23 protein-coding genes are annotated in these 24,249 nt (G+C 61.3%); 18 read left to right on the top strand and 5 right to left on the bottom strand.

Annotation, left to right across the window (positions count from 1 at the left end):
* The first annotated feature begins 55 nt into the window (after positions 1-55).
* A complete protein-coding gene (nrdR, locus tag ACT8X9_RS03795) occupies positions 56-517 on the top strand; it encodes a transcriptional regulator NrdR (RefSeq protein ID WP_227620804.1) in 462 nt (153 codons plus the stop codon).
* 323 nt (positions 518-840) lie between these two features.
* Here nrdR and ACT8X9_RS03790 read toward each other — a convergent pair whose 3' ends face one another.
* Positions 841-1,209, bottom strand: a complete 369-nt coding sequence (locus tag ACT8X9_RS03790; protein WP_227620805.1) for a DUF4363 family protein — start codon at positions 1,207-1,209, stop codon at positions 841-843.
* A gap of 10 nt (positions 1,210-1,219) precedes the next feature.
* The gene (locus ACT8X9_RS03785) at positions 1,220-1,912 is read right to left on the bottom strand and encodes a DUF421 domain-containing protein (RefSeq protein ID WP_227620806.1); all 693 of its coding nucleotides are present in this window, start codon (positions 1,910-1,912) and stop codon (positions 1,220-1,222) included.
* Positions 1,913-1,983: 71 nt separating this feature from the next.
* Between ACT8X9_RS03785 and ACT8X9_RS03780 the strand changes: the two genes are divergently transcribed.
* Genes ACT8X9_RS03780 through ACT8X9_RS03770 form a run of 3 tightly spaced genes read left to right on the top strand, consistent with a single transcriptional unit; the run spans position 1,984 to position 5,249 of the window.
* On the top strand, positions 1,984-3,429 hold the full coding sequence (locus ACT8X9_RS03780) for a spore germination protein (protein ID WP_444268171.1): 1,446 nt from the start codon (positions 1,984-1,986) through the stop codon (positions 3,427-3,429).
* Positions 3,430-4,281 (top strand): hypothetical protein, encoded by an 852-nt coding sequence (locus ACT8X9_RS03775; protein ID WP_444268170.1) that lies wholly within the window; start codon positions 3,430-3,432, stop codon positions 4,279-4,281. It begins immediately after the preceding gene.
* Positions 4,278-5,249, top strand: coding sequence for a hypothetical protein (locus tag ACT8X9_RS03770; RefSeq protein WP_444268169.1), 972 nt, complete (start codon positions 4,278-4,280; stop codon positions 5,247-5,249). The genes ACT8X9_RS03775 and ACT8X9_RS03770 overlap by 4 nt, the downstream gene beginning before the upstream one ends.
* A gap of 12 nt (positions 5,250-5,261) precedes the next feature.
* Here ACT8X9_RS03770 and ACT8X9_RS03765 read toward each other — a convergent pair whose 3' ends face one another.
* Genes ACT8X9_RS03765 through ACT8X9_RS03755 form a run of 3 tightly spaced genes read right to left on the bottom strand, consistent with a single transcriptional unit; the run spans position 5,262 to position 9,090 of the window.
* Entirely contained in the window at positions 5,262-6,608 is a 1,347-nt protein-coding gene (locus tag ACT8X9_RS03765; protein ID WP_444268168.1) for an ATP-binding protein, read from the bottom strand.
* Positions 6,605-7,294 carry a response regulator transcription factor gene (locus ACT8X9_RS03760; RefSeq protein ID WP_444268167.1) on the bottom strand — a complete coding sequence of 230 codons (690 nt, stop codon included), beginning with the start codon at positions 7,292-7,294 and terminating at the stop codon, positions 6,605-6,607. Before ACT8X9_RS03760 ends, ACT8X9_RS03765 begins: the two co-directional genes overlap by 4 nt.
* Complete coding sequence (locus ACT8X9_RS03755; protein WP_444268166.1) at positions 7,291-9,090, bottom strand: Na/Pi cotransporter family protein; 1,800 nt, start codon at positions 9,088-9,090, stop codon at positions 7,291-7,293. The genes ACT8X9_RS03760 and ACT8X9_RS03755 overlap by 4 nt, the downstream gene beginning before the upstream one ends.
* Before the next feature lie 471 nt (positions 9,091-9,561).
* On the opposite strand from ACT8X9_RS03755, the gene hprK reads away from it, so the two are divergent.
* From hprK to ACT8X9_RS03685, 14 genes are all read left to right on the top strand, one after another.
* Complete coding sequence (gene hprK, locus ACT8X9_RS03750) at positions 9,562-10,497, top strand: HPr(Ser) kinase/phosphatase (protein WP_227620813.1); 936 nt, start codon at positions 9,562-9,564, stop codon at positions 10,495-10,497.
* Positions 10,498-10,560: 63 nt separating this feature from the next.
* Positions 10,561-11,499, top strand: a complete 939-nt coding sequence (murB, locus tag ACT8X9_RS03745; RefSeq protein WP_412591132.1) for a UDP-N-acetylmuramate dehydrogenase — start codon at positions 10,561-10,563, stop codon at positions 11,497-11,499.
* 19 nt (positions 11,500-11,518) lie between these two features.
* Entirely contained in the window at positions 11,519-12,382 is an 864-nt protein-coding gene (gene rapZ / locus ACT8X9_RS03740) for an RNase adapter RapZ (protein ID WP_444268165.1), read from the top strand.
* A 15-nt stretch (positions 12,383-12,397) separates the two neighbouring features.
* A complete protein-coding gene (gene whiA, locus ACT8X9_RS03735; RefSeq protein WP_249233001.1) occupies positions 12,398-13,348 on the top strand; it encodes a DNA-binding protein WhiA in 951 nt (316 codons plus the stop codon).
* On the top strand, positions 13,345-16,845 hold the full coding sequence (locus ACT8X9_RS03730; RefSeq protein ID WP_444268164.1) for a DNA polymerase III subunit alpha: 3,501 nt from the start codon (positions 13,345-13,347) through the stop codon (positions 16,843-16,845). The genes whiA and ACT8X9_RS03730 overlap by 4 nt, the downstream gene beginning before the upstream one ends.
* Positions 16,846-17,022: 177 nt before the next feature.
* Positions 17,023-17,997: a 6-phosphofructokinase gene (pfkA, locus tag ACT8X9_RS03725; RefSeq protein ID WP_227620818.1), complete on the top strand. Its 975-nt coding sequence runs from the start codon at positions 17,023-17,025 to the stop codon at positions 17,995-17,997.
* A 148-nt stretch (positions 17,998-18,145) separates the two neighbouring features.
* Positions 18,146-20,140: an NAD-dependent DNA ligase LigA gene (ligA, locus tag ACT8X9_RS03720; protein ID WP_444268163.1), complete on the top strand. Its 1,995-nt coding sequence runs from the start codon at positions 18,146-18,148 to the stop codon at positions 20,138-20,140.
* Positions 20,141-20,271: 131 nt separating this feature from the next.
* A complete protein-coding gene (locus ACT8X9_RS03715; RefSeq protein ID WP_444268162.1) occupies positions 20,272-21,153 on the top strand; it encodes an ATPase, T2SS/T4P/T4SS family in 882 nt (293 codons plus the stop codon).
* On the top strand, positions 21,150-21,602 hold the full coding sequence (locus ACT8X9_RS03710; protein ID WP_444268161.1) for a hypothetical protein: 453 nt from the start codon (positions 21,150-21,152) through the stop codon (positions 21,600-21,602). The genes ACT8X9_RS03715 and ACT8X9_RS03710 overlap by 4 nt, the downstream gene beginning before the upstream one ends.
* 13 nt (positions 21,603-21,615) lie before the next feature.
* Entirely contained in the window at positions 21,616-21,810 is a 195-nt protein-coding gene (spoIIIAC, locus tag ACT8X9_RS03705) for a stage III sporulation protein AC (RefSeq protein WP_005934292.1), read from the top strand.
* An 11-nt stretch (positions 21,811-21,821) separates the two neighbouring features.
* The gene (locus tag ACT8X9_RS03700) at positions 21,822-22,187 is read left to right on the top strand and encodes a stage III sporulation protein AD (protein WP_444268160.1); all 366 of its coding nucleotides are present in this window, start codon (positions 21,822-21,824) and stop codon (positions 22,185-22,187) included.
* Positions 22,184-23,272, top strand: a complete 1,089-nt coding sequence (locus ACT8X9_RS03695) for a stage III sporulation protein AE (RefSeq protein ID WP_444268159.1) — start codon at positions 22,184-22,186, stop codon at positions 23,270-23,272. The genes ACT8X9_RS03700 and ACT8X9_RS03695 overlap by 4 nt, the downstream gene beginning before the upstream one ends.
* The gene (locus ACT8X9_RS03690) at positions 23,272-23,745 is read left to right on the top strand and encodes a hypothetical protein (protein WP_444268158.1); all 474 of its coding nucleotides are present in this window, start codon (positions 23,272-23,274) and stop codon (positions 23,743-23,745) included. The genes ACT8X9_RS03695 and ACT8X9_RS03690 overlap by 1 nt, the downstream gene beginning before the upstream one ends.
* Complete coding sequence (locus ACT8X9_RS03685) at positions 23,742-24,245, top strand: stage III sporulation protein AG (protein WP_444268157.1); 504 nt, start codon at positions 23,742-23,744, stop codon at positions 24,243-24,245. The genes ACT8X9_RS03690 and ACT8X9_RS03685 overlap by 4 nt, the downstream gene beginning before the upstream one ends.
* The last annotated feature ends 4 nt before the right edge of the window (positions 24,246-24,249 follow it).

Genomic DNA, 24,249 nt, shown 5'->3' with positions numbered 1-24,249 from the left:
GTTTGCGGATGTTGCCTGTGCATTAAAAACGCAACCTGCTATAGGAGGAACGACCATGAAATGCCCCTATTGCGGCGATGAGGAGTCCAAAGTCATTGATTCCCGCCCCACCGAAGACAGCGAGCGCATCCGCCGCCGCCGGGAGTGCCTGAACTGCCATATGCGGTTCACGACCTACGAGGTGGTGGAGACAGTGCCGCTCATCGTCATCAAGAAGGATAATTCCCGCGAGCCGTTCGACCGACAGAAGCTGCTGAACGCCATGCTTCGCGCCTGCGCCAAGCGGCCGGTGAGCTACGAAGCGCTGGAACGCGCCGTCAGCAGCATCGAGCAGACCCTGATGAGCACCTACGACCGCGAAGTGACCAGCGTGCGCATCGGTGAACTGACCATGCAGGAGCTGAAAAAGATCGACGAGGTGGCCTATGTCCGCTTTGCCTCGGTCTACCAGCAGTTCGCGGACGTCGAAAGCTTCTTCAATGAGCTAAAAAAGCTGATGGGCGACCGCAAGAAATAATCTGGCTTCAAAGCATAAGCGCCTCATTCTCTGCCGCAGGGCAGGGGATGGGGCGCTTTTTTGTGCACGCTGTATCCGGACGGGAAGGGCCTTTGGGGAATTGCCGAAGATACCCTATATAAAAATCCATATAGGGTACAGATGGAGGACGACGATCTCCGAACGAGGCATTTCATATAGAAAAACGAATGATGAATCGATTGAAATTGCAGCAACTCTCTGCATAAAATCCGGTTTATGGCTCTTATTTCTCGGCGGGCCGGGGTAAATAAATTTCAGATAACGAAGATTACACGAAATAAAAACGGATCCCGGAGATTTAATTAAACGAATCTCCGGGAAAGCCATTCCAGAGTTTCCACCTGAACCTGTGCCCGGCGCAGTTCGCCGAGGGCTTCCTCGGGAGCATTCATCTCGAGGTGGCCGTCGGCGGCGCGGAGAGCGCTCTCCAGTTCCGTGAAGTCCTGTGTGCGGAGAAGATGGTTCATCCCTTCCCGCATTTCGTCGCAGAGCTTTGCTCCCTCGGCCAGAGCCTGCCGTGCGGCAGGGAGATCCTCGTCCCGGAGGGCCTCCACGGCGTCGTCGATGTCATCTGAAATATCCTCGGCAAATTTCTGCACCCGCCAGCTGCTGTAGAAGGCGATGCTCAGCAGCACCGCCACGATGCACAGACACGCGTAGATCCGTTTCATTCTGTACCTCTCACCGGGAGCTGCCCTTGCGGCGGCTCTCTTTTTTCAGCAGAAAATAATCCTCCGTCTCGTTGCCGACCAGAAGCAGGATCTCTTCCGGCAGCAGGGTGTTGGCCTGCGCGGTCCGCTCGAGCCAGCTTCTGTCCTTGCCGCACCATTGGAGGTTGTCCTCGAGGACTTGGCCGTCCAGCACGAAGGGGATGGTGGCGTGGCTGTGCTCGACCTTCAGCCGCAGGTCAGCGAGGGTGGCCGTCTCCTTTTCGGGGCGGAGCGCTGCCGAGAGACTGCCGTTCGTCTCGACCACGGCGTAGGAGACGTCCCGGGGGTCGAAGATATTCTTGCCCCGCAGGGCCTCCATCAGGTCGGCTGTGGTCAGCCGGAGGGTGCGCAGAGCATTCTGGTCGATCTGTCCATCCAGAATGACCGTCTTGGGGCGGCCGGACATCAGATTGAAAAATTTCTGGCTGCGAAAGCTCAGCGCTGACCCCAGCAGCTCCAGAGCTGCAATGAGGAAGAGGGGGATGAGGCTGGCCGTCACCGGCACTTCCTCCGACTCGATGGAGATGGACGCCAGATTGGAGATGAGGATGGTGGACACCAGCTCTTCGGGCTGCAGCTCGCCCAGCTGACGCTTGCCCATCAGCCGCATGGCGAACAGGACGCAGAGGTAAATGAGCAGGGTGCGGAAAATCAGAAGCTTCACAGAAGGCCCTCCTTGTGGGTTGAATAAGCGACTCCGACGGGGGAATACTGGCAGGCAAAGGGGGATACCGTATGCTGCAGCTTTCCTCGTTGCTGGATGAGAATCTGGAGGCGCTCAACGCTAGGTTTGGCGCTTCGGCGGATTTTTATGCCAAGCGCATCGAGCTTTATCACTGCCCGGGGGCCATCGTGCTCTTCGACAACATGGCCAGCCTCGAAGCGCTCTGGGCACTCCTGCTGGACGCTGCCACCCGTCATACGCCCGGCCTTGAGCCGGAGCGGCTGGCCCACAGCGGCGCACAGGTCTATGAACTTCTGATGCACCACTCCGGTCTGCCCGCCGAGAACAGTCCGGTCAAGGATATGGAGGACCTCGTCCGCCGCCTGACCGCCGGCATGGCGGTGCTTTTGCTGGATGGGTGCAAAAAGGGCATCGTCTTCTCGGTGCAGGGCCTCAAGTCCCGGTCGGTGGAGGAACCCTCCGGAGAAGGAAACCTGCGCGGCTCCCGGGAGGGCTTCGCCGACCTTCTGCGGGTCAATCTGAGCCTGCTGCGCCGCCTTATCCGCACCGACACCCTTGTGATGGAGACGACACAGGCCGACTGTGCCATGAAGACCGAGTACGCCATCTGCTATTGCAGGGACAGAGCCAGCAGGCAGGCGGTGGCCCGGGTGCGCCGGACCCTCCAAGAGGCAAAGCCGGAGCTTTTGCTGGATTCCAGTTACTTCGTGCCGTGGCTTTTCCCGGCCAGATGTCGGCTGTTCGCTCCGGTGAGCTACACCGAGCGCCCGGCTTCCGCCGCGGCAAAGCTCTGCGAAGGGAAGATCGTTGTTTTAGTCAACGGCAGTCCCTCTGCGCTGGTGCTGCCCTCCCTCTTCTGCGAAAATTTCGACTGCCTCGACGACTACGCGACTACGGCGCTCTTTTCGTCCTTCCTGCGCATCCTGAAATATGGTTCGTTCTACCTCAGCATCTTCCTGCCGGGGGTCTTCGTCTGTCTCGCAGTCTACCTGCCCGAGCTTATCCCGCCTCAGCTGCTCTATAAAATCGAGGCGGCGGAAAAGGCCACGCCGCTTCCGCTGTTCGCGGAGATGCTGCTGGTCATCCTCCTGCTGGAGATCATCCGGGAGGCGGGGCTTCGGATGCCCCAGACGCTGGGCCACTCAGTGAGTCTTGTGGCGGCACTTATCATCGGCGATGCCGCCGTCGGGGCCGGGCTGATGAGCACACCGGTCATTCTCGTGGCCAGCATCACGGCCATCTCCGTCTTCGTCACCCCTTCGCTGTACGAGCCTGCCACCCTGCTGCGGTTGGGTGTCACGCTGGCGGCGGGTCTGGCCGGGCCGGTGGGGCTGGTGTGCGCGGCTCTGGGGGTGCTGGCGGCGCTGACGTCCCTCTCCGCGATGGGGGTGCCCTACCTTTCGAGCGTTGTCTTTTCAGGGGATGGTATCATCCGCCGCAACTACCGGGCGCTGTCCCGCCACCCATTCGCCATCTGGAAAAGGAGGGGGTCTTAAATGCAGCAGAGAGAGGGGTTTTCAGCCCGGACGCTGGCCCTCAGCACTGCGGCAGCAGAGCTGGGCCGCGTCATCCTCAGGGCAGGGCAGAGCGGCTCCGTCCGCGCTGCCCTGCTGGGGAATGTGCTGGCGGCAGCGGCGTTGGTGCTCCTTGCGGTGTTCGTTTCCTGGAACGCCGCCCGCCTGCGCCGTCCGGGATTTGTCGGTAACTGCTGCTGCGCCGCCTTCCTGTTCTGGTATCTCTGGGAGCTTGTCCGCACGGCGGCGATGATCCAGCAGGTCTGCTGGGAACAGTTCTCGTCGATGGCCTTTTTCGGCCTGCTGCCGCTGCTCCTCTGGGCTGGATGGAGCCTCGGCTGTGAGCTGTATGACCGGATGGCCGCTGTCCTCGGGGCATTCGTGGTGCTGGGGAGCTTATTTTGCCTGCTGGGGCTGGCAGGTCAGCTGGAATGGCAGAATCTCGTGATGGGCGAGGCAGGCCGGTCGTTCGCATTGCCGGATGCGTTTTTTTACCCCGAATATTTCTCGTTCCCGCTTCTTTGTACGGATAAAAATGCCTCGAAGACCAGTCAAAAATCAGCGCTGTGGCTTCCGGTCATCCCTGCGATCATTTCTTCCGGCTATACGCTGGGGCTGGCACTTTTGTTTGGTGCGCCGCAGGGCTATCCGGGCTATGAGCTTCTGCGGGCGTGGAGCTTCGGGGGCATCTCCCGTTTCGATGCCGCATTTCTGCTCCTCTGGCTGGCGGCGGCGGTCTTTCGTCTCTGTTTTCTTGTCCGCACAGCGCGGCTGCTCTGTGAGCGGCTTGCCGGGCGGCCCTCGGGCACAGCGGGCGCGGAGGCTGCACGATGAGCCGCCGTGAGGGGCTGCGGCTTCTGGCCGCAGGCGTGCTGACCGTCTGGCTTTGCCTTTTTCTCCACTGGGACAATACCGAGAAAAGCATGATCCGCTCCATTCTCGTCGAAACGAAGGACGACAGCTGGACGGTGGGCCTGCTGTACCAGTTCCCGGAGGCCTCCGCCGATTCCTCCGAGGCCGAAGCCGCCATCCGCCTCTGCGTGGGCCGCGGCCCACAGCTTTCCGCTGCCATCGCTGCCGCCGAAAAAGCCCTGCCTCAGCGGGCGGACTGGCGGCTCTGCGAATATCTTTTTGTCGAGCAGGACTCGGTGCGGCGTGCGCTGCCTGTCTGTGAGGAGCTGTTCCTGCATCAGCCCTGCGGGAGGCTGGCGTCCCGGATGTTCGGGGCGGGCTTTTCGGTGGAAACGCTGGAAGAGCGGGCCGAGGCATCGGATGTCCTGCCCGAAAATCTCCTGCAATGCGTTAAAAATTCCGCGCCTTCCGCGCCCCGGCTGTATGAGCAGGGCAGCGGCTTCGTCCTGCCCATCGTGGAGCTGGAAGAGGAGGGGGCACACTGCAGGCCCGAGGCTCTCGTCGTGACCCCAGAGCAGACCGGGACACTGACTGAAGCCCAAACCGAGATGGTACTGTTATTGCAGGGCAGGAGTCGGACGACTGCCGGGGAGCACCGCTTTGTGCTGGGCACGGGGACGCTCCGCCTGCACCGGGCTTTCTGCGGTGTGGAGCGGGAAGGGGAGGGCTTTCTTCTCCGGGTGAATGCTCTCGCCCGAGGTGAGCTGCCCCCGGACGCGGAGAAGGAGCTGAAAAAACTCTGCGAGGATACCATCCGCCGCTGCTGGACGATGGGACTGGATGTTTCCGGCCTCGGGGCCTATCAGGCCCTGCGGGACGGAGATCTTGACCTCACAACAAAAAACGTCTGCCCGGATCTCCGGGCAGACGTAAGGCTTATGCAGTTTTAAGAATTTACAGACTCAAACAGACTCAAAGATAACGGTGATGGTCGTTCCCTCGTTCACGGCGCTATCCAGCTTGATGCGGGCGTTATGGATGCGGGCAATGTGCTTGACGATGGCCAGACCCAGACCGGTGCCGCCGGTGGCCTTGCTGCGGCTCTTGTCCACCCGGTAGAAGCGCTCAAAGACGCTGGCCTGCGCCTCCTTCGGGATGCCGATGCCATTGTCCTTCACGGTCAGGGTGCAGTGACCGTCCCGGGTGCAGGCCGTGATGATCTGGACCTTGCCGCCGGGACGGTTGTAGCGGATGGCGTTGTCACAGAGGTTCTGGCACAGCTCATCCAGCAGGCTCCGGCTGCCCGTCACGGGGGCGCTCTCGCCGAGGTAGGTCAGGGAGATGTAAGAGCGGCGGGCGTTGACCTTCTGGCGCTCCACACACTCCCGGGCCACATCCAGAAGATCGACCGTCTCCATGGTGGGGGAAGCCCCCGTCTCGCTGACGTTGTCGAGGTTCGAGAGCTGGAGAATATCGTTGACCAGCTGGATCATCCGGCTGGCCTCTACATGGATCTTGTGGGCAAAATCCGGGGTGTCCTCGGGCTTAGCGATCCCGGTCTCGATCAGCTCGGCATAGCCGGAAATGCTGGTCAGGGGCGTCTTCAGCTCGTGGCTGACGTTGGCAGTGAACTCCTGCCGCATCTTCTCGTTGTTTTCCCGCAGCATCCGGTCGGAATGGATGCTCTCCGCAAAGGGGATCAGCTCTTTGTAGGGAACATTCTCCTGAATGTGGTCAAGGTCGTCGGTCATCTTCAGCACAGGCTGAACGAGGCTCTTAGTCAGCAGCCCAGCGATGATGGCGGCGGCACCCATCATCAGAAAGCAGCTCAGAACGATGGCGGGCAGGGCAGCATCATAGATGGACCAGATGGTCTCGGAGTCCTGCGCCACACGGAGGATGTCCCCGTCGGGCAGCAGCATGGCGTAATAATAAGTCTCATAGCCCATCGTCTGGGAGTCGCGGCAGTCACGGCCGACGCCGCTCTTCATGGCCTGCTGGATCTCAGGGCGGCGCAGATGGTTCTCCATCGGCTGGTCCGTCGCAGACTCGAAGAGCACGCTGCCGTCCGACGCGATAAGGGTGATGCGCAGCGAGCCGTCCACATAAGCCTTCAACTGGCTGGGGTCATCCACCTGTGTGCACCCGGCGGCCACGAGATCGGCCTCCCGCTCGAGGGCTGTCCACGCCTGCGCACGGAAAGCCTTGTGGAACACAAAAATGCAGAGCGCAGCGGTGCACAGCAGGCCGGCAAAGCCCATCAGAAACAGCAGATAGCTTATTTTTTCTTCCATGCTGCGTGGTTTCATTGCTCAAGCTCCTCCTCGCTGTCGGTCAGCTTGTAACCGACCTTCCGCACCGTGCAGATGTACCTTCCGGCATCACCCAGCTTCTTGCGCAGGGTGCGGATGTGCATATCCACCGTCCGGCTCTCCACCGAGATGTCGGTGCCCCACACCACCTGCAGGATGGTCTCGCGGGTGACGACGAGATTCGTATTTTCCAGCAGCAGCCGGAGCAGGCTGTACTCTTTGTAGGTCAGCTCTACCGGCGTGCCGCTGACGGTGACGCTGTGGCGGGCGTTGTCGAGAAGGATCTCCCGGAAGCTGTAGACGTTGGGCCGTGCCTCCGGCTCAGCCCGGCGGAGTGCTGCACGCACCCGGCTCAGGAACTCCATGATGCCGAAGGGCTTGGTGATGTAGTCATCTGCGCCGCAGTCAAGGCCGCGCACCGTGTCCAGCTCGCTGGACTTGGCCGTTATCATGATGATGGGCAGACGCCGCAGGGAAGGGGCGGCGCGCAGCTTTTTCAGGATGGAGAAGCCATCCTCGCCGGGCAGCATCACATCCAGAATGACCAGCTCCGGCGGCGTGGTGTGGACGGCCTGCCAGAACGGCTCCGAGGACTCAAAGCCCACGGCCTCGTAGCCGTTGGACTGCAATGCATATTGTTCCAATTCACGGATGGCTGCATCGTCTTCTACGATATAGATCATACCTGTTTATCCTCCGTTTCATCCGGAGCAGCCTCATCGGGGAAGAGGTAGCGCTCGCGGTAGCGGTTCAGACGGCGCTGGAACTGCTCGCTCTCCTTGGTGGAAGCGTGGCCGCTGCGCAGGTCGTTGAGGTAGGCGTGGGTGTCGAAGCTGTCCTGCGCCACCTCGATCTGGGCGACGGCCACGTTGCTGCAGTGGTCGCAGACGCGCTCATAATTGGTCAGCAGATCCTCCAGCACGAAGCCGTACTCGATGGAGCAGCTGCCGGCCTGCAGACGGGCGACATGACGCGCCTTGATGGCGCGCACCAGCTCGTCCACGACGGTCTCCATAGGCTCCACCTTGCTGGCCAGATGCAGGTCGTCCTTGCGGAAGGCGTCGGTGGTGCGGTTCAGCACATCCTGCACGGCGTCCTCAAGCACCTGCAGCTCCTCGCGGGCGTCGGCGGAGAAGTTGATCTCTTTGGTGTGCATCTCCTGTGCAGATTCCAGAAGGTTCACGGAATGGTCACTGATGCGCTCGAAATCGCTGATGGTGTGGAGCAGGGTGTTCACGCTCTGGCTGTCTGCGTGGTTCAGCTCATGGCTGGAGAGCTTGACCAGATAGGTGCCGAGTGCGTCCTCGTACTGGTCCACCTTGCGCTCCTCGTCCCGGACCTTCTGAGCCAGCGTGTCGTCCCAGGTATGGGTCAGGCTCATGGCCTGCATGACGCCCACACGGGCCAGCTCGGCCATATCAGCGGTGGCAGAACGGGCGCGGGCCACGGCCACAGCGGGGGTGTTCAGCAGACGATCGTCCAGCAGGGCAAAGCTCTCTTTCTGGGCGTCGTCGGGGATGGTGAGGATGGCCAGCCTTTCCAGAGCATTCGCAAAGGGGAGAAGGATGAGGGTAGCTGCGATGTTGAAGGCAGAGTGCACGACGGCGATGCCCCATGCGGCGATGGTCTCATTCACAAAGTCGAAGTGCACCACAGCGTTCAGGCCGTAGAAACCGGCCAGAAAGACCGTGACGCCGATGATGTTGAAGTAGAGATGGACCATGGCGGCGCGGCGGGCGTTCTTGTTCGCGCCCACAGAGGAGAGCAGCGCCGTCACACAGGTGCCGATGTTCTGGCCCATGATGATGGGGATGGCGCTGCCGTAGGTGATGACACCGGTGGCGCTCAGGGCCTGCAGGATGCCGACGCTGGCACTGGAGCTCTGGATGATGCCAGTGACCAGTGCACCCACCAGAACGCCGAGGATGGGGTTGGAGAAGCGGACGAAGAGGTTGGTGAACCATGCCTCGCCCTGCAGCGGCTCGACGGCATTGGACATGGTGGTCATGCCGGTCATCAGGATGGCAAAGCCGATGAGGATGGTGCCGACGCCCTTTTTCTTCTCGCTCTTGCCCATATAGAGCAGGATGCCGATGAAGGCGAGGAGCGGGCTGAAGGAGGTGGGCTTGAGCATCTGGATCCAGATGCTGTCGCCCTGCAGGCCGGAGAGGCTCAGCAGCCAGCTGGTGACGGTGGTACCCACATTGCTGCCCATGATGATGCCGATGGCCTGATGCAGCTCCATGATGCCGCTGTTGACGAAGCCGACCACCATGACGGTGGTGGCGCTGGAGCTTTGGATGATGGCGGTCACGCCGAGACCGAGGAAGAAGCCCTTGATGGGATTGTCGGTCAGCTTGCTTAAAATTTTCTGTAAGTGTCCGCCGGCCTGTTTTTCAAGGGCTTTGCCCATGATGTCCATGCCGAACAGGAACAAAGCCAGACCGCCCAGCAGAGAAAAGACATTGAATAGAGTCATGTTTTTACTCCTCACTTGTTGAAGCTTACGTTTATAGCAATTCAACTTTTTAATGCAACAGCAACAGCGTTGAATTGCATATCGCAAATATGCTGTTTTCATGTTGCACTAATTTCTTGACTTGCGATACACATCGGCATCGACGGCGAGGACGGTACGCGGACATGTCCTAACTTTTTACATGACCTTGCACCGCATTTCACCGGTCGTATCCCTGATTATGAGTATACGGGTTGAATGTAAAATCGGAAACCGGCGAAATGTAAAAGCCATGTAAAATGTAAAGAAAAAGTAAACTCTACCCCTGTCTCCTATTATAAAGGTTTGGCCCTCGGATGCAAGCCCTGATACAAAACCAGAAAAGATTCCTGCAAGAATTGTTGTTTTTGCCGTCCATCTTGATTATAATATAAGGAAGGATACGCTGTGCCGCCGTCTTGGGGCACACAGAGGATGCAGGAGGAAAAACGAATGGGGAATTTCGCTGTTTCGCTCAAGCGGCTGGTCGAGAAGGTCAGCCTTGAGGTCACTTATGCGCCGTGCGAGCTGGACAAGATCAGCGTCGAGATCGCTGAAGTCAACCGCCCGGGTCTGTTTCTTACCGGCTACTATGACTACTTCGACAAGCTGCGCTTGCAGATCATGGGCCTCGCGGAAATGAACTTTCTGGCCGGGCTTGCCCCCGAAAAGCGCCGCGAGCGCCTCGACCAGCTGTTCCGCCAGCAGCCGCCGGCCGTCATCGTCTGCCGCAGCGAGGAGTTGGAGCCTTTTCCGGAGATGCTGGAGCTGGCGCAGCAGCACAAAGTAGCGCTGCTGCGCTCCAACGAGATGACCTGCACCCTGATGGGCAGCCTCATCAGCGTGCTGAACCTTGAGCTTGCGCCCCGTATCACCCGCCATGGCGTGCTGGTGGAGGTCTACGGCGAGGGCATCCTGATCCTGGGCGACAGCGGCATCGGCAAGAGCGAGCTGGCCATCGAGCTGGTCAAGCGCGGCCACCGCCTCGTCGCCGACGACGCCGTGGAGCTGCGCAAGGTCTCCAACCGCCAGATCATGGGCACTGCGCCGGAGAACATCCGCCACTTCATTGAGCTGCGCGGCGTCGGCATCGTCAACGTGGCCCGCGTGTTCGGCGTGGGCGCGGTCAAGGTGAGCGAGAGCCTCGACCTCGTCGTCCAGCTGGAAGCGTGGGACCCCACCAAGAACTATCAGCGCACCGGTCTGGAGAGCGAGTACTACGACATTCTGGGGGTCAACATCCCCAGCACCATCATCCCGGTCTCTCCGGGACGCAACCTCGCCGTCGTGCTGGAAACGGCGGCCATCAACAACCGTCAGAAGAAGATGGGCTACAACGCGGCCAAAGAGCTGCTCATCCGTCTGGGCCTGAACGACACCATGGACTGAGCGCAGGCATTGCACACCACCCGGTGCTCACCAAAAACGTCTGATTTCCAAAGAGGAGTACGAATGGAACGATTAAAAGAGGCTTTGTCCGCTGCGGGCATTGCATACAAGGAGAATGAGCCGCTCTGTGCCCACTGCACCTTCCGCATCGGCGGCCCGGCAGACCTGTTCGTCCTGCCGGAAAACGAGGAGCAGCTCTGTGCCGCCATCCGGCTGGCAAAAGAAGCAGGGGTCAAGAGCTATCTGCTGGGCAACGGCAGCAACATCCTGTTCGAGGATGCGGGCTACCGCGGGGCTGTCATTAACGTGTCGGCCATGAAGAGCGGCATCGGCGTTATCGAAAATATCAGTTTCCCGGGGAAAGACCCGGCCCTTACTTACGATGCGGTCGTCGTTGGGGCCGGTCAGATGCTCTCGTCCCTCTGTATGGCGGCGCTGGAAAACAGCCTCACCGGACTCGAGTTTGCCTACGGCATCCCCGGCACGGTGGGCGGTGCGGTCTACATGAACGCCGGTGCCTATGGCGGCGAGATGAAGGATGTGCTGGCCTCGGTGCGGTATCTGACCGGGGAGGGGGAGATCGTCGAAGCCCCGGCGGAGCAGCTCGACCTCCGCTACCGCCACAGCATCTTTGAAGAAAACGGCGGCTGCATCCTCTCGGCAAAGTTCTATCTCGCCAGAGGCAGTGCCTCTGACATCCGGGCCAAGATGGACGACTTGATGGCCCGCCGACGGGACAAGCAGCCCCTCGACAAACCGAGCGCCGGCAGCACCTTCAAGCGGCCGGTGGGCGCGTTTGCGGCGGCCCTCATCGACCAGTGCGGGCTGCGGGGCTATCGCCACGGCGGTGCAGCGGTCAGCGAGAAGCACTGCGGCTTCGTGGTCAATCTGGGCGGGGCGACCTGCGCAGATGTGCTGGCGCTCTGCGACGAGGTGCGCGCCATCGTAAAGGAAAAAACCGGCTACGACCTCGAAAAAGAGATCCGTGTGGTCGCAGCCTGAACAGAAAGAGGACAAGAAGATGAAGCTATTGATCGTCAGCGGCCTTTCGGGCGCTGGAAAATCCGTCGCCATGAATGCGCTGGAGGACATCGGCTTTTTCTGCATCGATAACATCCCGTCGGCGCTGCTGCCCAGCATCACGGCCTTCTCGAAAGCGGGCGACAACCAGCTCAAGCGGGTGGCCCTCTGCATGGACGTCCGCGGCTGCCGCACGCCGGAGGAGATCGAGCACGCGCTGGACCAGATGGACGAGCAGGGGGTAGAGTATGAGATCCTCTTCCTCGACGCGCCGGACGAGGTGCTGATGCGCCGCTACAGCGAGACGCGCCGCCGCCACCCCATCAGCATCGCCGAGGGCCTCTCCACCCGGGAGGCCTTCCGGAAAGAGCGTGCTATCCTGCAACCCCTCAAGGAGCGGGCCGATTATACCATCAATACCGGCCTGCTCTCCACCTCCCAGAACAAAGAGCGGATCTGCGACCTGTTCAACCCGAACGGCGGGGCCAAGAACGCCATGCGCCTGACGGTCATGTCCTTCGGCTTCAAGTTCGGCGTCCCGCCGGAGGCCGACCTCGTGCTGGACGTCCGCTGCCTGCCCAACCCTTTCTACGTTCCGGAGCTGAAGCACAAGACGGGACTCGATCAGGAAGTCGTCGATTTCGTCATGGGCCATCCGGAGGCGCAGGAGCTGCTGAAACGCTATGAGTCGTTTCTGGAATACGCTCTTCCGCTCTACGTCAAGGAGGGCAAGAGCCAGCTCACCATCGCGGTGGGCTGCACCGGCGGCAAGCACCGCTCCATCACGTTTGCGCGGAAAATCGCGGAATACTGCAACGCGCTGGGCTATCGGCCCGGCGTCCAGCACCGCGACGCCGTCCGCTGAAAGGATCACCATATCATGAGTTTTGCATCCCAAGCGAGGGAGGAGATCGCCCGCCGCAGCTTACAGAAGGACTGCTGCGTCCGTGCCGCTGCCTACGGCATCGCCTGCTTTGCCAAGTATTTTGATGCCAGCGGGCTGGTGCTTCAGACGGAGCAGGAGCTGACCACGCAGGTGGCCGCGCAGCTGTTTGCACGCTGCGGTGTGCAGGGCGAGATCGTCCGGAAGGAGCGCCCCAGCGGGGTGGTGTATGAGTTCAGCATCCGCGCACCGGAGCAGGTGGCGCGGATGCACGAGCTTTTTGGCACCACCGGCACCGAGACGAGCCTGCAGATCGACCCCGGACTCATCCGCTGCCAGACCTGCGTCAGCGCCTACATCGGGGCGGCTTTTTTGTGCAGCGGCACCGTCACCGACCCCCAGAAGGAGTACAGCATTGAGTTCCTCACCAGCCGCACGAACCTTGCCCGCGACTTCGAGGCCCTGCTGGCGGAGCATGAATTTGCGCCCCACCGCACCCGCCGCAACGGCGTGAACCTCGTTTACGTCAAGAGCTGCGACAATGTGGAGCGCATCCTTTCCTTTATGGGGGCGGCGGATGCCTCGACCCGGCTCAGCGCCCAGAAGGCCGTCAAGCAAGTGCGCAACCAGATCAACCGACACACCAACTGCGACACTGCAAACCTCAGCAAGACGGCCCGCGCCAACGCCCAGACCCTCAAGGCCATCCGCTTTCTGGACGAACAGGGGGCGCTGGAAACGCTGCCGGAGGCGCTGCAGCAGGCGGCGGCCCGGAGGCTGAAATATCCCGACCTGTCGCTGGCGGCGCTCTGTGCCAGCTTCGACCCGCCCATGAGCAAATCGGGTCTTTCCCACCGGATGAAAAAGCTGGAAGCTCTGGCCGACGCACTGCGCCAGCGGCTTGCAGAACAGAGCAGCAAAACGGACACAGAGGAGGTGCGGGCATGAACGAAGGCAGCCGCACGGAGAAAAACTTCGTCCATCTCCACATCCATACCGAATACAGCCTTCTGGACGGTGCCTGCCGCATCGACCAGCTCATGGACCGTGTCAAGGAGTGCGGTCAGAACGCCGTCGCCATCACCGACCACGGCGTCATGTACGGCTGCGTCCAGTTCTACAAAGCGGCCCAGAAGGCAGGCATCAAGCCTATCATCGGCTGCGAGGTCTATGTGGCCACCCGCACCCGCTTCGATAAGGTAAATAAGATCGACGGCAACAACCATCTCATCCTCCTGTGCAAGAATGAGATGGGCTACAAAAACCTCATCAAGATGGTATCTGCGGCCTTTGTGGAAGGCTTTTACTCCAAGCCCCGTGTGGACAAGCAGCTCCTCGAACAGTACCACGAGGGCCTCATCTGCCTGTCGGCCTGCCTTGCGGGTGAGATCCCGCAGGCCATTCTGGCCGGAGATTATGAGAGGGCCAAGTCCACGGCGCTGTGGTATCAGGACCTGTTCGGCAAGGGAAACTATTACATCGAGCTGCAGGACCACGGCCTCGAGGAGGATAACATCGTCCTGCCCCAGCTCATCAAGCTGGCCCGGGAGACCGGCATCCCGATGGCCGCCACCAACGACGCCCACTATCTGCGGAAGGATGATGCCAAGATGCAGAGCATCCTGCTCTGCATCCAGACCGGAAAGACTATTCAGGACGCCGACCGGATGGAGTTCCAGACCGATGAGTTTTACGTCAAAACTACCGATGAGATGTATGATCTGTTCGCAATGGTGCCGGAGGCCTGCGCCAACACCCAGAAGATCGCAGACGAGTGTAAGTTTGACTTTGATTTCGGTCACACCAAGATCCCCTATTACAAAGCCCCGGACGGGATGGACAATCAGGCATTCTTCGAGAAGCTCTGCTGGGACGGCCTCGAGCGCCGCTACGGCCCCGATGCTCCGCAGTCCAACAAGGACCGGCTGACCTACGAGATCGGCGTCGTCAAGTCGATGGGCTACACCAACTACTACCTCATCGTCTGGGACTACATCAACTACGCCAAGAGTCAGGGCATCCCGGTCGGCCCGGGACGTGGCTCGGGTGCGGGCAGCATCGCGGCCTACTGCGTGGGCATCACCGACATCGACCCCATCCGCTACAACCTCATCTTCGAGCGTTTCCTGAATCCTGAGCGCGTCAGTATGCCCGATTTCGACGTCGATTTCTGCTACGAGCGCCGTCAGGAGGTCATCGACTACGTCAACCGGAAGTATGGCGCGGACCATGTGGCCCAGATCGTCACCTTCGGTACAATGGCGGCCCGCAACGCCATCCGCGACGTGGGCCGCGTGATGGGACTGCCTTACCAGAGCGTGGATGTCGTGGCAAAGCAGGTGCCCATGGAGCTGAAAATGACGCTGAAACGCGCATTGGAAGTCTCGCCGGAGCTGAAGCGGATGTACGACAGCGACCCGCAGGTCACAGAGCTGATCGATACCGCCCTGAAGGTGGAGGGAATGCCCCGCCACGCCTCTACACACGCGGCTGGCGTCGTCATCACACCGGAGCCGACGGACTACTATCTGCCGCTGGCCACCAACGACGGCCTGCCCGTTACCCAGTTCAACATGACCGAGATCGAAGAGCTGGGTCTGCTGAAGATGGACTTCCTCGGCCTGCGCACCCTGACGGTCATCCGGGACGCCGAGCTGGCCGTCCAGAAAAAAGACCCCTCTTTCTCCATCCGGAAGCTGGATTACGACGATGCGGCGACGTATAAGATGCTGGGACAGGGTGAGACGGAGGGCGTGTTCCAGCTTGAATCCTCGGGCATGAAGCAGGTGCTGGTGGGTCTGCAGCCGCAGAACCTTGAAGATGTCATCGCTCTCATCAGTCTTTACCGCCCCGGCCCGATGGACTCCATTCCCACCTATCTGCGCAACCGCCACGAGCCGGACAAGATCAGCTATAAGACGCCCCAGCTGGCGCACATCCTCGACGTGACCAATGGATGTATCGTCTATCAGGAGCAGGTCATGCAGATCTTCCGCGAACTGGCGGGCTTCTCCTTCGGACAGGCTGACAATGTCCGCCGCGCCATGAGCAAAAAAAAGCACGCCGTGATGGAGGCAGAGCGGGAGCATTTTGTCCATGGCTGTACCGAGCCGGGCCACGAGTGCCCGGGCTGCGTCGCCAACGGCATCTCCGAAAAAGTCGCCAATGAGATCTACGATGAGATGTCGAGCTTTGCTTCCTACGCATTCAACAAGAGCCATGCGGCCTGTTACGCCTACGTCGCATTCCAGACGGCCTACCTCAAGTGTCATTACCCCAGCGAGTTTATGGCCGCATTGCTCACCAGCGTGCTGGACAATACCGACAAAGTCATTGAATATTCGGGTGAGTGCGCCCGCCTTGGCATCAAGGTGCTTCCGCCGGACGTGAACATCTCGAACGGCGGATTCACGGCGGATGACGGCAAGATCCGCTTCGGCCTGAACGCCGTCAAGAATGTGGGTCGCAACCTCATCGAGCGGGTCGTGGAGGAGCGGAGGGAAAAGCCCTACGCAAGCCTCTACGATTTCTGCAAGCGGATGCACGGCACCGAGCTGAACCGCCGGGCCGTGGAGTGCCTCATCAAGGCGGGTGCGTTCGACGGCATGGGCATCAACCGCCACAGCCTTGTGGAGGCCGTGGACGGCATCATCAAGAGCGTGGAGAGCGACTCCCGCCGCAACCTCGAAGGGCAGCTCGACCTGTTCTCAGTGATGAGCGGCGAAGCGGAGGCTGCTGATGACAGCTACGAGATCAAGCCGTTCCCGGAGTACAGCCACACCGAGCTGCTCCAGCAGGAAAAAGAGGTCAGCGGACTCTATCTGTCTGGTCATCCGCTGGATGCCTACCGGGAGCAGTCGGCCCGCTTTGCCTCCAACAGCATCAAGGAGCTTACCGGCGAGGATGCCCATAGGCTGGACGGTGATCACGTCCGTATCGTGTGCACCATCGTCAAAAACCGGATGATGACCACCAAATCCAACACCATGATGGCTTTTACCAGCGTGGAAGATCTGACCGGCACGATGGAGATCATCGTCTTCCCGCGGGTTCTGGATACCTTCCGTGACGCGCTCAAGGAGAACGCCGTCGTGGTCATCGAAGGCCGTCTCTCGGTGCGGGAGGATGAACCGTCCAAGCTGATGGCGGAGAGCATCCTGCCCATCGAGGGCTATGACCCCAAGCGTCCGCAGGCCAACCGCCCGAACCTCATGCGGGATGCTGCCCAAAGGCTCTATATCCGTCTGCCGTCCCGCAGCTGCCCGGAGTACGCGAAGGTCATCAATCTTCTTGAGATATTCGATGGCGATATGCCAGTCATTTTCTATCTCGAGGACGTCAGGCAGAAGCTTGCCGCACCCCGGAGGCTGTATGCTTCGGGCCACCCGCTGCTGTTTCAGGAGCTGAAGCGCCTGCTTGGCGAGCACAATGTTGCAACAAAATGACATTTCTGTGCACCAATCTTTACAAGCACGCTGTTTCCAAATGGCTGGCTTTGTGATATAATTGTCTAAGGCAAGCCATAGCAAATATGTTGCATCGAACCGGGCCGCATCTGTGGAAGAAGGGGATGCGCACGCCCCGAGTGGTATGTGAAGAAACAAATTGGAGGGAATCTCTCTATGGAAAAGCAAATCAAGACGATCGGTGTTCTGACCAGCGGCGGCGACGCCCCCGGCATGAACGCAGCTGTCCGTGCCGTAGTCCGTACCGGCCTGCACAAGGGCTTCCGCATGATCGGCATCCAGCGCGGCTACAACGGCCTGCTGAACGGTGAGTGCTTCGAAATGAACCTGCGCAGCGTCTCGAACATCATCTCTGCCGGCGGCACCATCCTTTACACCGCACGCTGCCTTGAGTTCAAGACCAAAGAGGGTCAGGATAAGGGTGCAGCCAAGTGCCGCGAGCTGGGCATCGATGCGCTGGTGGTCATCGGCGGCGACGGCTCCTACCGCGGTGCCCGTGAGCTGGCACACCGCGGCATCCCGATGATCGGCCTGCCCGGCACCATCGACAACGATATTGCCTGCACCGACTACACCATCGGCTATGATACGGCGATGAACACCGCGCTCGAGATGATCGATAAGCTGCGCGACACCACCCAGAGCCACGACCGTTGCAGCGTCGTCGAGGTCATGGGCCGCAACGCAGGCTACATCGCCTTGAACGTCGCCATCGCCTCCGGTGCTATGGCTGTGCTGCTGCCGGAGAAGGAATTTGATATGCAGCGCGACATCCTCGACAAGATCGTCGAGACCCAGCGCACCGGCAAGCGCCACTTTATCGTCATCGTCGCCGAGGGCATCGGCCACTCGCAGGAGATCGCCAACGAAATCCAGGCCCGCACCGGCATCGACACTCGCGCCACCATTCTGGGCCATGTCCAACGCGGCGGTTCTCCCACGCTCCGCGACCGCGTGAATGCTTCTGCAATGGGCTACCACGCTGTCTGCCTGCTCGAGCAGGGCAAATACAACCGCATCGTCGGCATGAAGGGCGAGCAGCTGGTGGACTACCCCGTGGACGAGGCGCTCGAGATGACCAAGAGCATCGACCCGGTCCTCGTGGACGTCTGCAATACCATCTCCATCTAAAAAGCAAGAATACTGCAGGGCTGCATTTCCCCGCAAAAGGGGAGGGCAGCTCTGTTTTTTCGTTTACGAAATGCCCCGTTTTGTGGTATACTATCGCATGAGAAATAAGACGCGGGCGTGATGCCGTGTCAGGCAGGAGAGTGGAACTGTGGAACTGGAACAAGCCAGAAAGCGCGTCGAGGAACTGCGCGCTGTTATCGAGAAGAATAACCGCCTTTATTACGATCAGGATGCCCCCGAGCTGGAGGACTTCGAATACGACGCCCTGACCCGGGAGCTGAAGGAGCTGGAAGCGCAGTACCCCGAGCTGGTCACGGCCGCTTCGCCCACCCAGCACGTCGGCGGAACGCCCAGCGGCCGCTTCCAGAAAGTGACCCATGCGGTCAAGATGGAGAGCCTGCTGGATGCATTTTCCTACGATGAACTGCGTGATTTTGACCGCAGAGTGCGGGATGCAGGCATTGAACCGGAGTATGTGGTCGAGATCAAGATCGACGGTCTTTCGTGCAGCCTCGAGTACGAGAACGGGGAGCTGGTGCGTGCTTCCACCCGAGGCGACGGCGTAGTGGGCGAGGATGTCACTGCCAATGTCCGGGCCATCAAAAAAATCCCGAAGAAGCTGAAGAATGCCCCCGAGTTTCTCGAAGTGCGCGGCGAGGTCTATATGCCCCACGAGGCATTCCGGCATCTCTGCGCCGAGCAGGAATTGCAGGGCGCCGCTCCCTTCAAGAACCCCCGCAACGCCGCTGCCGGTTCGCTGCGCCAGAAGGACGCGAAGATCACCGGGAGCCGGGGCCTCTCGATCTTTGTATTCAATGTCCAGCAGGTGCGGGGCAAGGAGCTGTCCACCCACGCAGAGAGCCTCGATTACCTCAAGAGTCTCGGCCTTCCGGTCTCGCCCCGCTACCATATCGTCCACGACATCGAGGACGCCATCCGGGAGATCGAGCAGATCGGCCAGAACCGCTCAAAGCTCGACTTCGACATGGACGGTGCGGTCATCAAGGTCAATGATTTCGCCCAGCGCGCGCAGATGGGTTCTACCAACAAATTCCCCCGGTGGGCCATCGCCTTCAAGTACCCGCCCGAGGTCAAGGAGACGACCCTGCGCAGCATCGAGGTGGCTGTGGGCCGCACCGGCGTGCTGACCCCGACGGCCTGCTTCGACCCCGTCTTTCTTGCCGGTACGACAGTGGCCCGTGCGACCCTCCACAACGAGGACTTCATCCGCCAGTTCGGGCTTTGCATCGGCGACACCATTCAGGTGCGGAAGGCCGGCGACATCATCCCGGAGGTCATCGGCGTCGTCCACCACCCGGAGGATGCCGCGCCCTACCAGATGCCGGAAGTCTGCCCGTCCTGCGGGGCACCGGTCGTCCATCTTGAGGACGAAGCCGCCCTGCGCTGCGTCAACCCTGAGTGCCCGGCCCAATCTCTGCGCAACATCATCCATTTTGCCTCCCGCGACGCCATGGACATCGACGGTCTGGGCACGGCGGTGGCGACCCAGCTGGTGGACAAGGGCCTTGTCCACTCGGCGGCAGACCTCTATGACCTGACCCTCGAGCAGCTGCTGACGCTGGAAAAATTCAAGGAGAAGAGCGCAACGAACCTTCTCCACGCCATCGAAAATTCCAAGCAGAACAATCTGGACAAGCTGCTGTTCGGTTTTGGCATCCGCAACATCGGAGACAAGGCCGCCGCCCTGCTGGCCGAGCACTTCGGCACGCTGGAAGCCATCCGGGAGGCTGACATCGAAACGATCAGCGAGATCGACGGCTTCGGCGGCGTGATGGGGCAGAGCGTGGTGGAGTTCTTCGCCAAGGACGGCACCACCGACCTTGTCCACCGTCTGGCCGACGTTGGCGTGAACATGACGTGGAAGGGCGAGCCGAAAGGGGATAAGCTGGCGGGCAAGACGCTGGTCGTCACCGGCACCCTTGAGAGCCTCTCCCGCAATGAGGCAGAGGCCCTCATCGTCAAGAACGGCGGCAAGGCCAGCGGTTCGGTCTCCAAGAAAACGGCCTATGTCGTAGCCGGTGCGGCGGCAGGCTCCAAGTTGACCAAGGCGCAGACCCTCGGCGTGCCCGTGCTGACGGAAGCGGAATTCCTCGCTATGCTGCGGGACGAACCGGAAGCTTAACATAAACAGAACAGGCCCAGAGGCCCACGCAGTGGAGAACCGCTGCGTGGGCCTTTTTGCGTTCTAAAAGCGCCGCCGCCGCATACAGTAGGAGCAAGAAGCCAAAGCGACGAGACGGAAGGAGAAACGAGATGGACGAGTATTACCGGGCCGTTCAGGCCCTGCCTGCATGGCTGGCGCGGCCTCTGAGCGCCCTGCCGCCGGACATTGCAGAACAGGTACATGAGATACGCCTTCGGGTAGGCTGCGGGGTGCAGCTGACCATCGGGGGCAGGCCCTGCTGCCCGGCGGGACTGCCCGCTCTGCAAAAGCTCCGGCTGACGCCGTTGCAGATGGAGGAGATCTTCCTCACCCTTTGCAGTGGGTCGGTGCACAGCCACGAGACAGAGATCGCGGCAGGCTATGTCACCCTCGGGTGCGGATGCCGCGCCGGGCTGGCCGGGCGGTTCTACTGCCCGCCGGGGCAGAGCGCCGTTTTGCAGGAGCTGCGCTCGGTCAACATCCGTGTGGCCCGCAGCCGGGAGTTCCCTCTGCCGCAGAAGCTCCGGGATATTTTGCAGCAGCGCTTTGTGGGGATGCTCCTGATGGGGGAGCCGGACAGCGGCAAGACGACCCTCCTGCGGGGCATCGCGCGGGAATTGGCAAGCCGGGAAAGAGCGGTGGCCGTCATCGACGAGCGGCGGGAGATATTCCCCTCGGAGGAAACAGCGGCCCTGCCTCTCGATATCCTCAGCGGCGTGCCGAAGGGGCAGGCAGTGCAGATGGCTCTGCGCACTCTCTCGCCGCAGGTGATATTACTGGACGAGCTGGGCGGGATGGACGAGCTTTATGCCCTCGAACAGGGGCTGTTCAGCGGGGTGGAGTTCATCGCCACCCTCCATGCCGCCAGCTGGGAGGAAGCCGCCCGCCGCCCGCAGGTGCAGTATCTCCAAAAATGCGGTGCGCTCCATGCAGCGGTACTGCTGAAGGGCCGCACCGCGCCGGGCCAGCTGAAAGAGGTGCGGTTCTCATGAAGACGCTGCGGATCGTCGGGGCACTGTTCTGGCTGGGCTGCGGCTGGTGCGCGGGAGATGCAGCCTGCCGGAACGCCCGGCGGCATCTGGAGGCGCTGGAAGAGACGCTCCTGCTCTTGCAGCGGGTCCGGCAGGAGATCGATTACCGCCGCACCGACCTCACCCTGCTGTTCCGCAGGCTGGAACGGGAGGGGGCTGTCCGGGGCGAGAGCTTTCAGGCTCTTTGCCCGCCGCCCGGGCTGACCCGCCCGGAGCGGGACTGCTATACCGAGTGCTTTTCGGGCATTGGACGGGCGGAGGCCGGGCAGGAATGCCAGCGGCTGACGTTTTATCAGGAGCGGTTCAGGGTATTTTTGCGTCAGGCAGAGGAACGCACCCGCCCTCAGCTGGAGCTTTGCCATAAGCTGGGCCTTGCCGCCGGGCTGGCAGCGGCCATCCTCTGCCTATGAAGGGGGAATGTGTATGGAGATCGACCTGATCTTTAAGATCGCGGCCATCGGCATCATCGTCGCGGTGCTCAACCAGCTTCTTATCCGCTCGGGCCGAGAGGATCAGGCGATGATGACCACGCTGGCAGGGCTTGTGGTGGTGCTGTCCATTTTAGTCAAGCAGATCAGTGTGCTCTTCGTCACCATCAAGTCCCTCTTTGCGCTATGAGCGCCCTCACGATGCTGGGGCTTGCGGTGGTGGGAGCCGTCCTGTACACCCTGTTCCAGAAGAGCGCCCCGGCTTTCGGGCTGTTCGTCTCGATGGGGGCGGCAGTCCTCGTGCTGTGGAAGATCAGCACAGCGACCGAGATCGTGCTTGCCGGCCTTGAGAGACTGGAACAGCGGGCAGGCGGCGACGCCTTTTCCTGCCTGCTGCGGTGTACGGGCGTTATCCTGCTGGCCGACTACGCCCGCACACTCTGCGAGGAAGCCGGGGCCGAATCGCTGGCGTGGTGCACGGCATTGGCAGGCCGGGTGCTGGTGCTGGCGGCGGCGTGGCCCCTGCTGGAAGAGATCGGCCAGAAGATCGGGAGCATTGCAGGATGAAATGGGACAAGTTTTTTCGCTTCGGGCTGGCCATACTGTTTTTGTGGACGAGCCTTGCGCTCGCGGCCCCGGCGGCGCGAGCTGCTTCGGATGCGACGCTGCCCGGGAGCGACCTCTGGGAGCCGTATTTACAGCAGAGCCGCATTGATCTGGAGGACGCCGTATCCTCGCCGTGGGAGACGCTGAAAAGCTTTCTGCCCCAGTCCTTTGGGGCAATGGTGCGGCAGACGGCCCGGGACTATACCTCGGTCCTCCTGTTCCTGACACTGACCGCGGTGCTGGGGCTTCTGGCGGGAGAGTGTGCCGACAGCGATCTGCTGGATCTGGCTGCGGCGGGCGGCTGTGGTGTCCTGCTCTGGGGGAATCTGGTGGAAGAGGCACAGACGCTCTGCGCGCAGATGGAGAGCTGGCGCAGCTTTTTGCTGGGCTTTCTGCCCGTCTATGCAGGCGTCCTCACGCTGGGCGGCGAAGCGGCGGCAGGCAGTGCAGCCAGCGGAACGCTGCTGACGGCGCTCTGTTTTCTGGCACAGCTGGCTGCAGCCTTCGTGCAGCCTCTGCTCCACTGTTATCTGATGCTCAGCATGGCCTGCTGCATCAGCGCAGAACCGGCGCTGGGCGTCTTCTGCAAGGGTGTCGGCAGTGCCCTCCGCCAAGCGCTGGGCTGGGCCGGGAAAGTGCTGGTCGCTCTGCTGGGCTTGCAGCGGACTGCGGCGTTCCAGCTGGACCGCTTTTCGCTCCGCACCGGCCAGCTTCTGGCCGGGAGCGTGCCCATCATCGGGCAGACCCTCAGCAGTGCGTCGGAGTCCATCCTTGCAGGGGTGCAGATGCTCAAGAGCGGGCTGGGGCTGGCAGCGCTGTCGGTGCTGGGGGCAGAATTTGTGCCGCTCTATCTGGGGCTGATGATCCAGCTGGCCCTGCTTATGGGATGCAGTCTGCTTTGCAGCCTGACGGGCATCTCGCGCTGCCGCGCCCTGTTCGACTGCTTCGCCGAGGCGGTGCGCTGTATGGCAGCAGCTGTGGCCCTCTTCTTCGGGCTGGCAGCGGCAGGGGTGGCTCTGCTTTTTATGGTAGGAGGTGGTTCGTGATGCAGGCGCTGGAGCGTGCGGCGGCGGTCTTCTGTACAGCCTGTATCTGTGCCGAGCTGGCGGCCCGCTTTGTGGGGCCGGGCTGGGGGCAGAAGTGCATAAAAGCGGTGGCGGGGCTATATATTCTAGTAGCCTTTGCAGATGCCCTGCCCGGCGCAAAAGCCCAGCTCACCGCGCCGAAGCTGCCGCAGGCGGAGACTGCTTCGGTGGGCAGTCTGGAGGATGCCATCCTTGCGCAGACGGAAGAAGAGCTTTCCCGACGATTGGAGGATGCCTGTCTCCGCGAGGCAGGCATCCGGGTGAAACTGCGCATCACCCTATGCCGGACCGCGGAGGGTGTGGCGGCATCCGCCGTGCAGGTCGTCCCGCAGGGCGCCCTCACCGATGCCCGGAAGCAGGCGGTGGAGAAACTGCTGACAGCACAGCTTCAGCTTGAGCCGGAAAGCATATGCTGGGGGGAGGCTGTGCCATGAAAAACAAGCTCTTTTTGCGGCTGAAGGACCTTGTGCAGAAGGAGAACCGCGCCCGGCTGGCGGTCCTGCTGGGGGCTGCGGCGATGCTGCTCCTCCTGCTGTCGGAGCTGTTCACCCCTTCGGAGAAGCCTGCAGCGGCCAGCGCTGCCCCGGCGGATGAGAGCGCCTACCGTCAGCAGCTCGAGCAGCAGCTTTCCGACCTCATCGCGCAGGTGGAAGGTGCAGGGAGGACCACCGTGATGATCACGCTGGAAAGCGGGGAGGAGACCATCTATGCTCTGGACACGCTCTCGGGACAGACCCAGCAACAGCAGACCCATGTGCTGCTGGACGATGGGACGGCGCTGGCACAGACGGTCTGCACGCCCAGAGTGTGCGGAGTGGCTGTGGTATGCGAGGGCGGGGAAGATGTCCGGGTCGCCGTCCGCATCACCGAGCTGGTGGGGGCGCTGCTGGATGTTCCGTCCAACCGCATCTGCGTAGAGCAGCGCCGGGAATGATTTT

It is taken from the genome of Faecalibacterium sp. (assembly GCF_052358865.1).
GTDB lineage: Bacteria > Bacillota > Clostridia > Oscillospirales > Ruminococcaceae > Faecalibacterium > Faecalibacterium butyricigenerans.
The sequence above is the reverse complement of the archived record's forward strand: the minus strand, read 5'-3'. Positions and strand labels throughout refer to the sequence as shown.

Coding starts and splice junctions, on each gene's coding strand:
- ACT8X9_RS03730 (WP_444268164.1), top strand. CDS start 13,345: ATGAACGAAGGCAGCCGCACGGAGAAAAACTTCGTCCATCTCCACATC.
- ACT8X9_RS03760 (WP_444268167.1), bottom strand. CDS start 7,294: ATGATCTATATCGTAGAAGACGATGCAGCCATCCGTGAATTGGAACAA.
- ACT8X9_RS03715 (WP_444268162.1), top strand. CDS start 20,272: ATGGACGAGTATTACCGGGCCGTTCAGGCCCTGCCTGCATGGCTGGCG.
- ACT8X9_RS03755 (WP_444268166.1), bottom strand. CDS start 9,090: ATGACTCTATTCAATGTCTTTTCTCTGCTGGGCGGTCTGGCTTTGTTC.
- hprK (WP_227620813.1), top strand. CDS start 9,562: ATGGGGAATTTCGCTGTTTCGCTCAAGCGGCTGGTCGAGAAGGTCAGC.
- murB (WP_412591132.1), top strand. CDS start 10,561: ATGGAACGATTAAAAGAGGCTTTGTCCGCTGCGGGCATTGCATACAAG.
- ACT8X9_RS03775 (WP_444268170.1), top strand. CDS start 3,430: ATGCAGCAGAGAGAGGGGTTTTCAGCCCGGACGCTGGCCCTCAGCACT.
- nrdR (WP_227620804.1), top strand. CDS start 56: ATGAAATGCCCCTATTGCGGCGATGAGGAGTCCAAAGTCATTGATTCC.
- ACT8X9_RS03690 (WP_444268158.1), top strand. CDS start 23,272: ATGCAGGCGCTGGAGCGTGCGGCGGCGGTCTTCTGTACAGCCTGTATC.
- whiA (WP_249233001.1), top strand. CDS start 12,398: ATGAGTTTTGCATCCCAAGCGAGGGAGGAGATCGCCCGCCGCAGCTTA.
- ACT8X9_RS03710 (WP_444268161.1), top strand. CDS start 21,150: ATGAAGACGCTGCGGATCGTCGGGGCACTGTTCTGGCTGGGCTGCGGC.
- ACT8X9_RS03685 (WP_444268157.1), top strand. CDS start 23,742: ATGAAAAACAAGCTCTTTTTGCGGCTGAAGGACCTTGTGCAGAAGGAG.
- ACT8X9_RS03770 (WP_444268169.1), top strand. CDS start 4,278: ATGAGCCGCCGTGAGGGGCTGCGGCTTCTGGCCGCAGGCGTGCTGACC.
- pfkA (WP_227620818.1), top strand. CDS start 17,023: ATGGAAAAGCAAATCAAGACGATCGGTGTTCTGACCAGCGGCGGCGAC.
- ACT8X9_RS03700 (WP_444268160.1), top strand. CDS start 21,822: ATGCTGGGGCTTGCGGTGGTGGGAGCCGTCCTGTACACCCTGTTCCAG.
- ACT8X9_RS03780 (WP_444268171.1), top strand. CDS start 1,984: ATGCTGCAGCTTTCCTCGTTGCTGGATGAGAATCTGGAGGCGCTCAAC.
- ACT8X9_RS03695 (WP_444268159.1), top strand. CDS start 22,184: ATGAAATGGGACAAGTTTTTTCGCTTCGGGCTGGCCATACTGTTTTTG.
- rapZ (WP_444268165.1), top strand. CDS start 11,519: ATGAAGCTATTGATCGTCAGCGGCCTTTCGGGCGCTGGAAAATCCGTC.
- ACT8X9_RS03765 (WP_444268168.1), bottom strand. CDS start 6,608: ATGAAACCACGCAGCATGGAAGAAAAAATAAGCTATCTGCTGTTTCTG.
- ACT8X9_RS03790 (WP_227620805.1), bottom strand. CDS start 1,209: ATGAAACGGATCTACGCGTGTCTGTGCATCGTGGCGGTGCTGCTGAGC.
- spoIIIAC (WP_005934292.1), top strand. CDS start 21,616: ATGGAGATCGACCTGATCTTTAAGATCGCGGCCATCGGCATCATCGTC.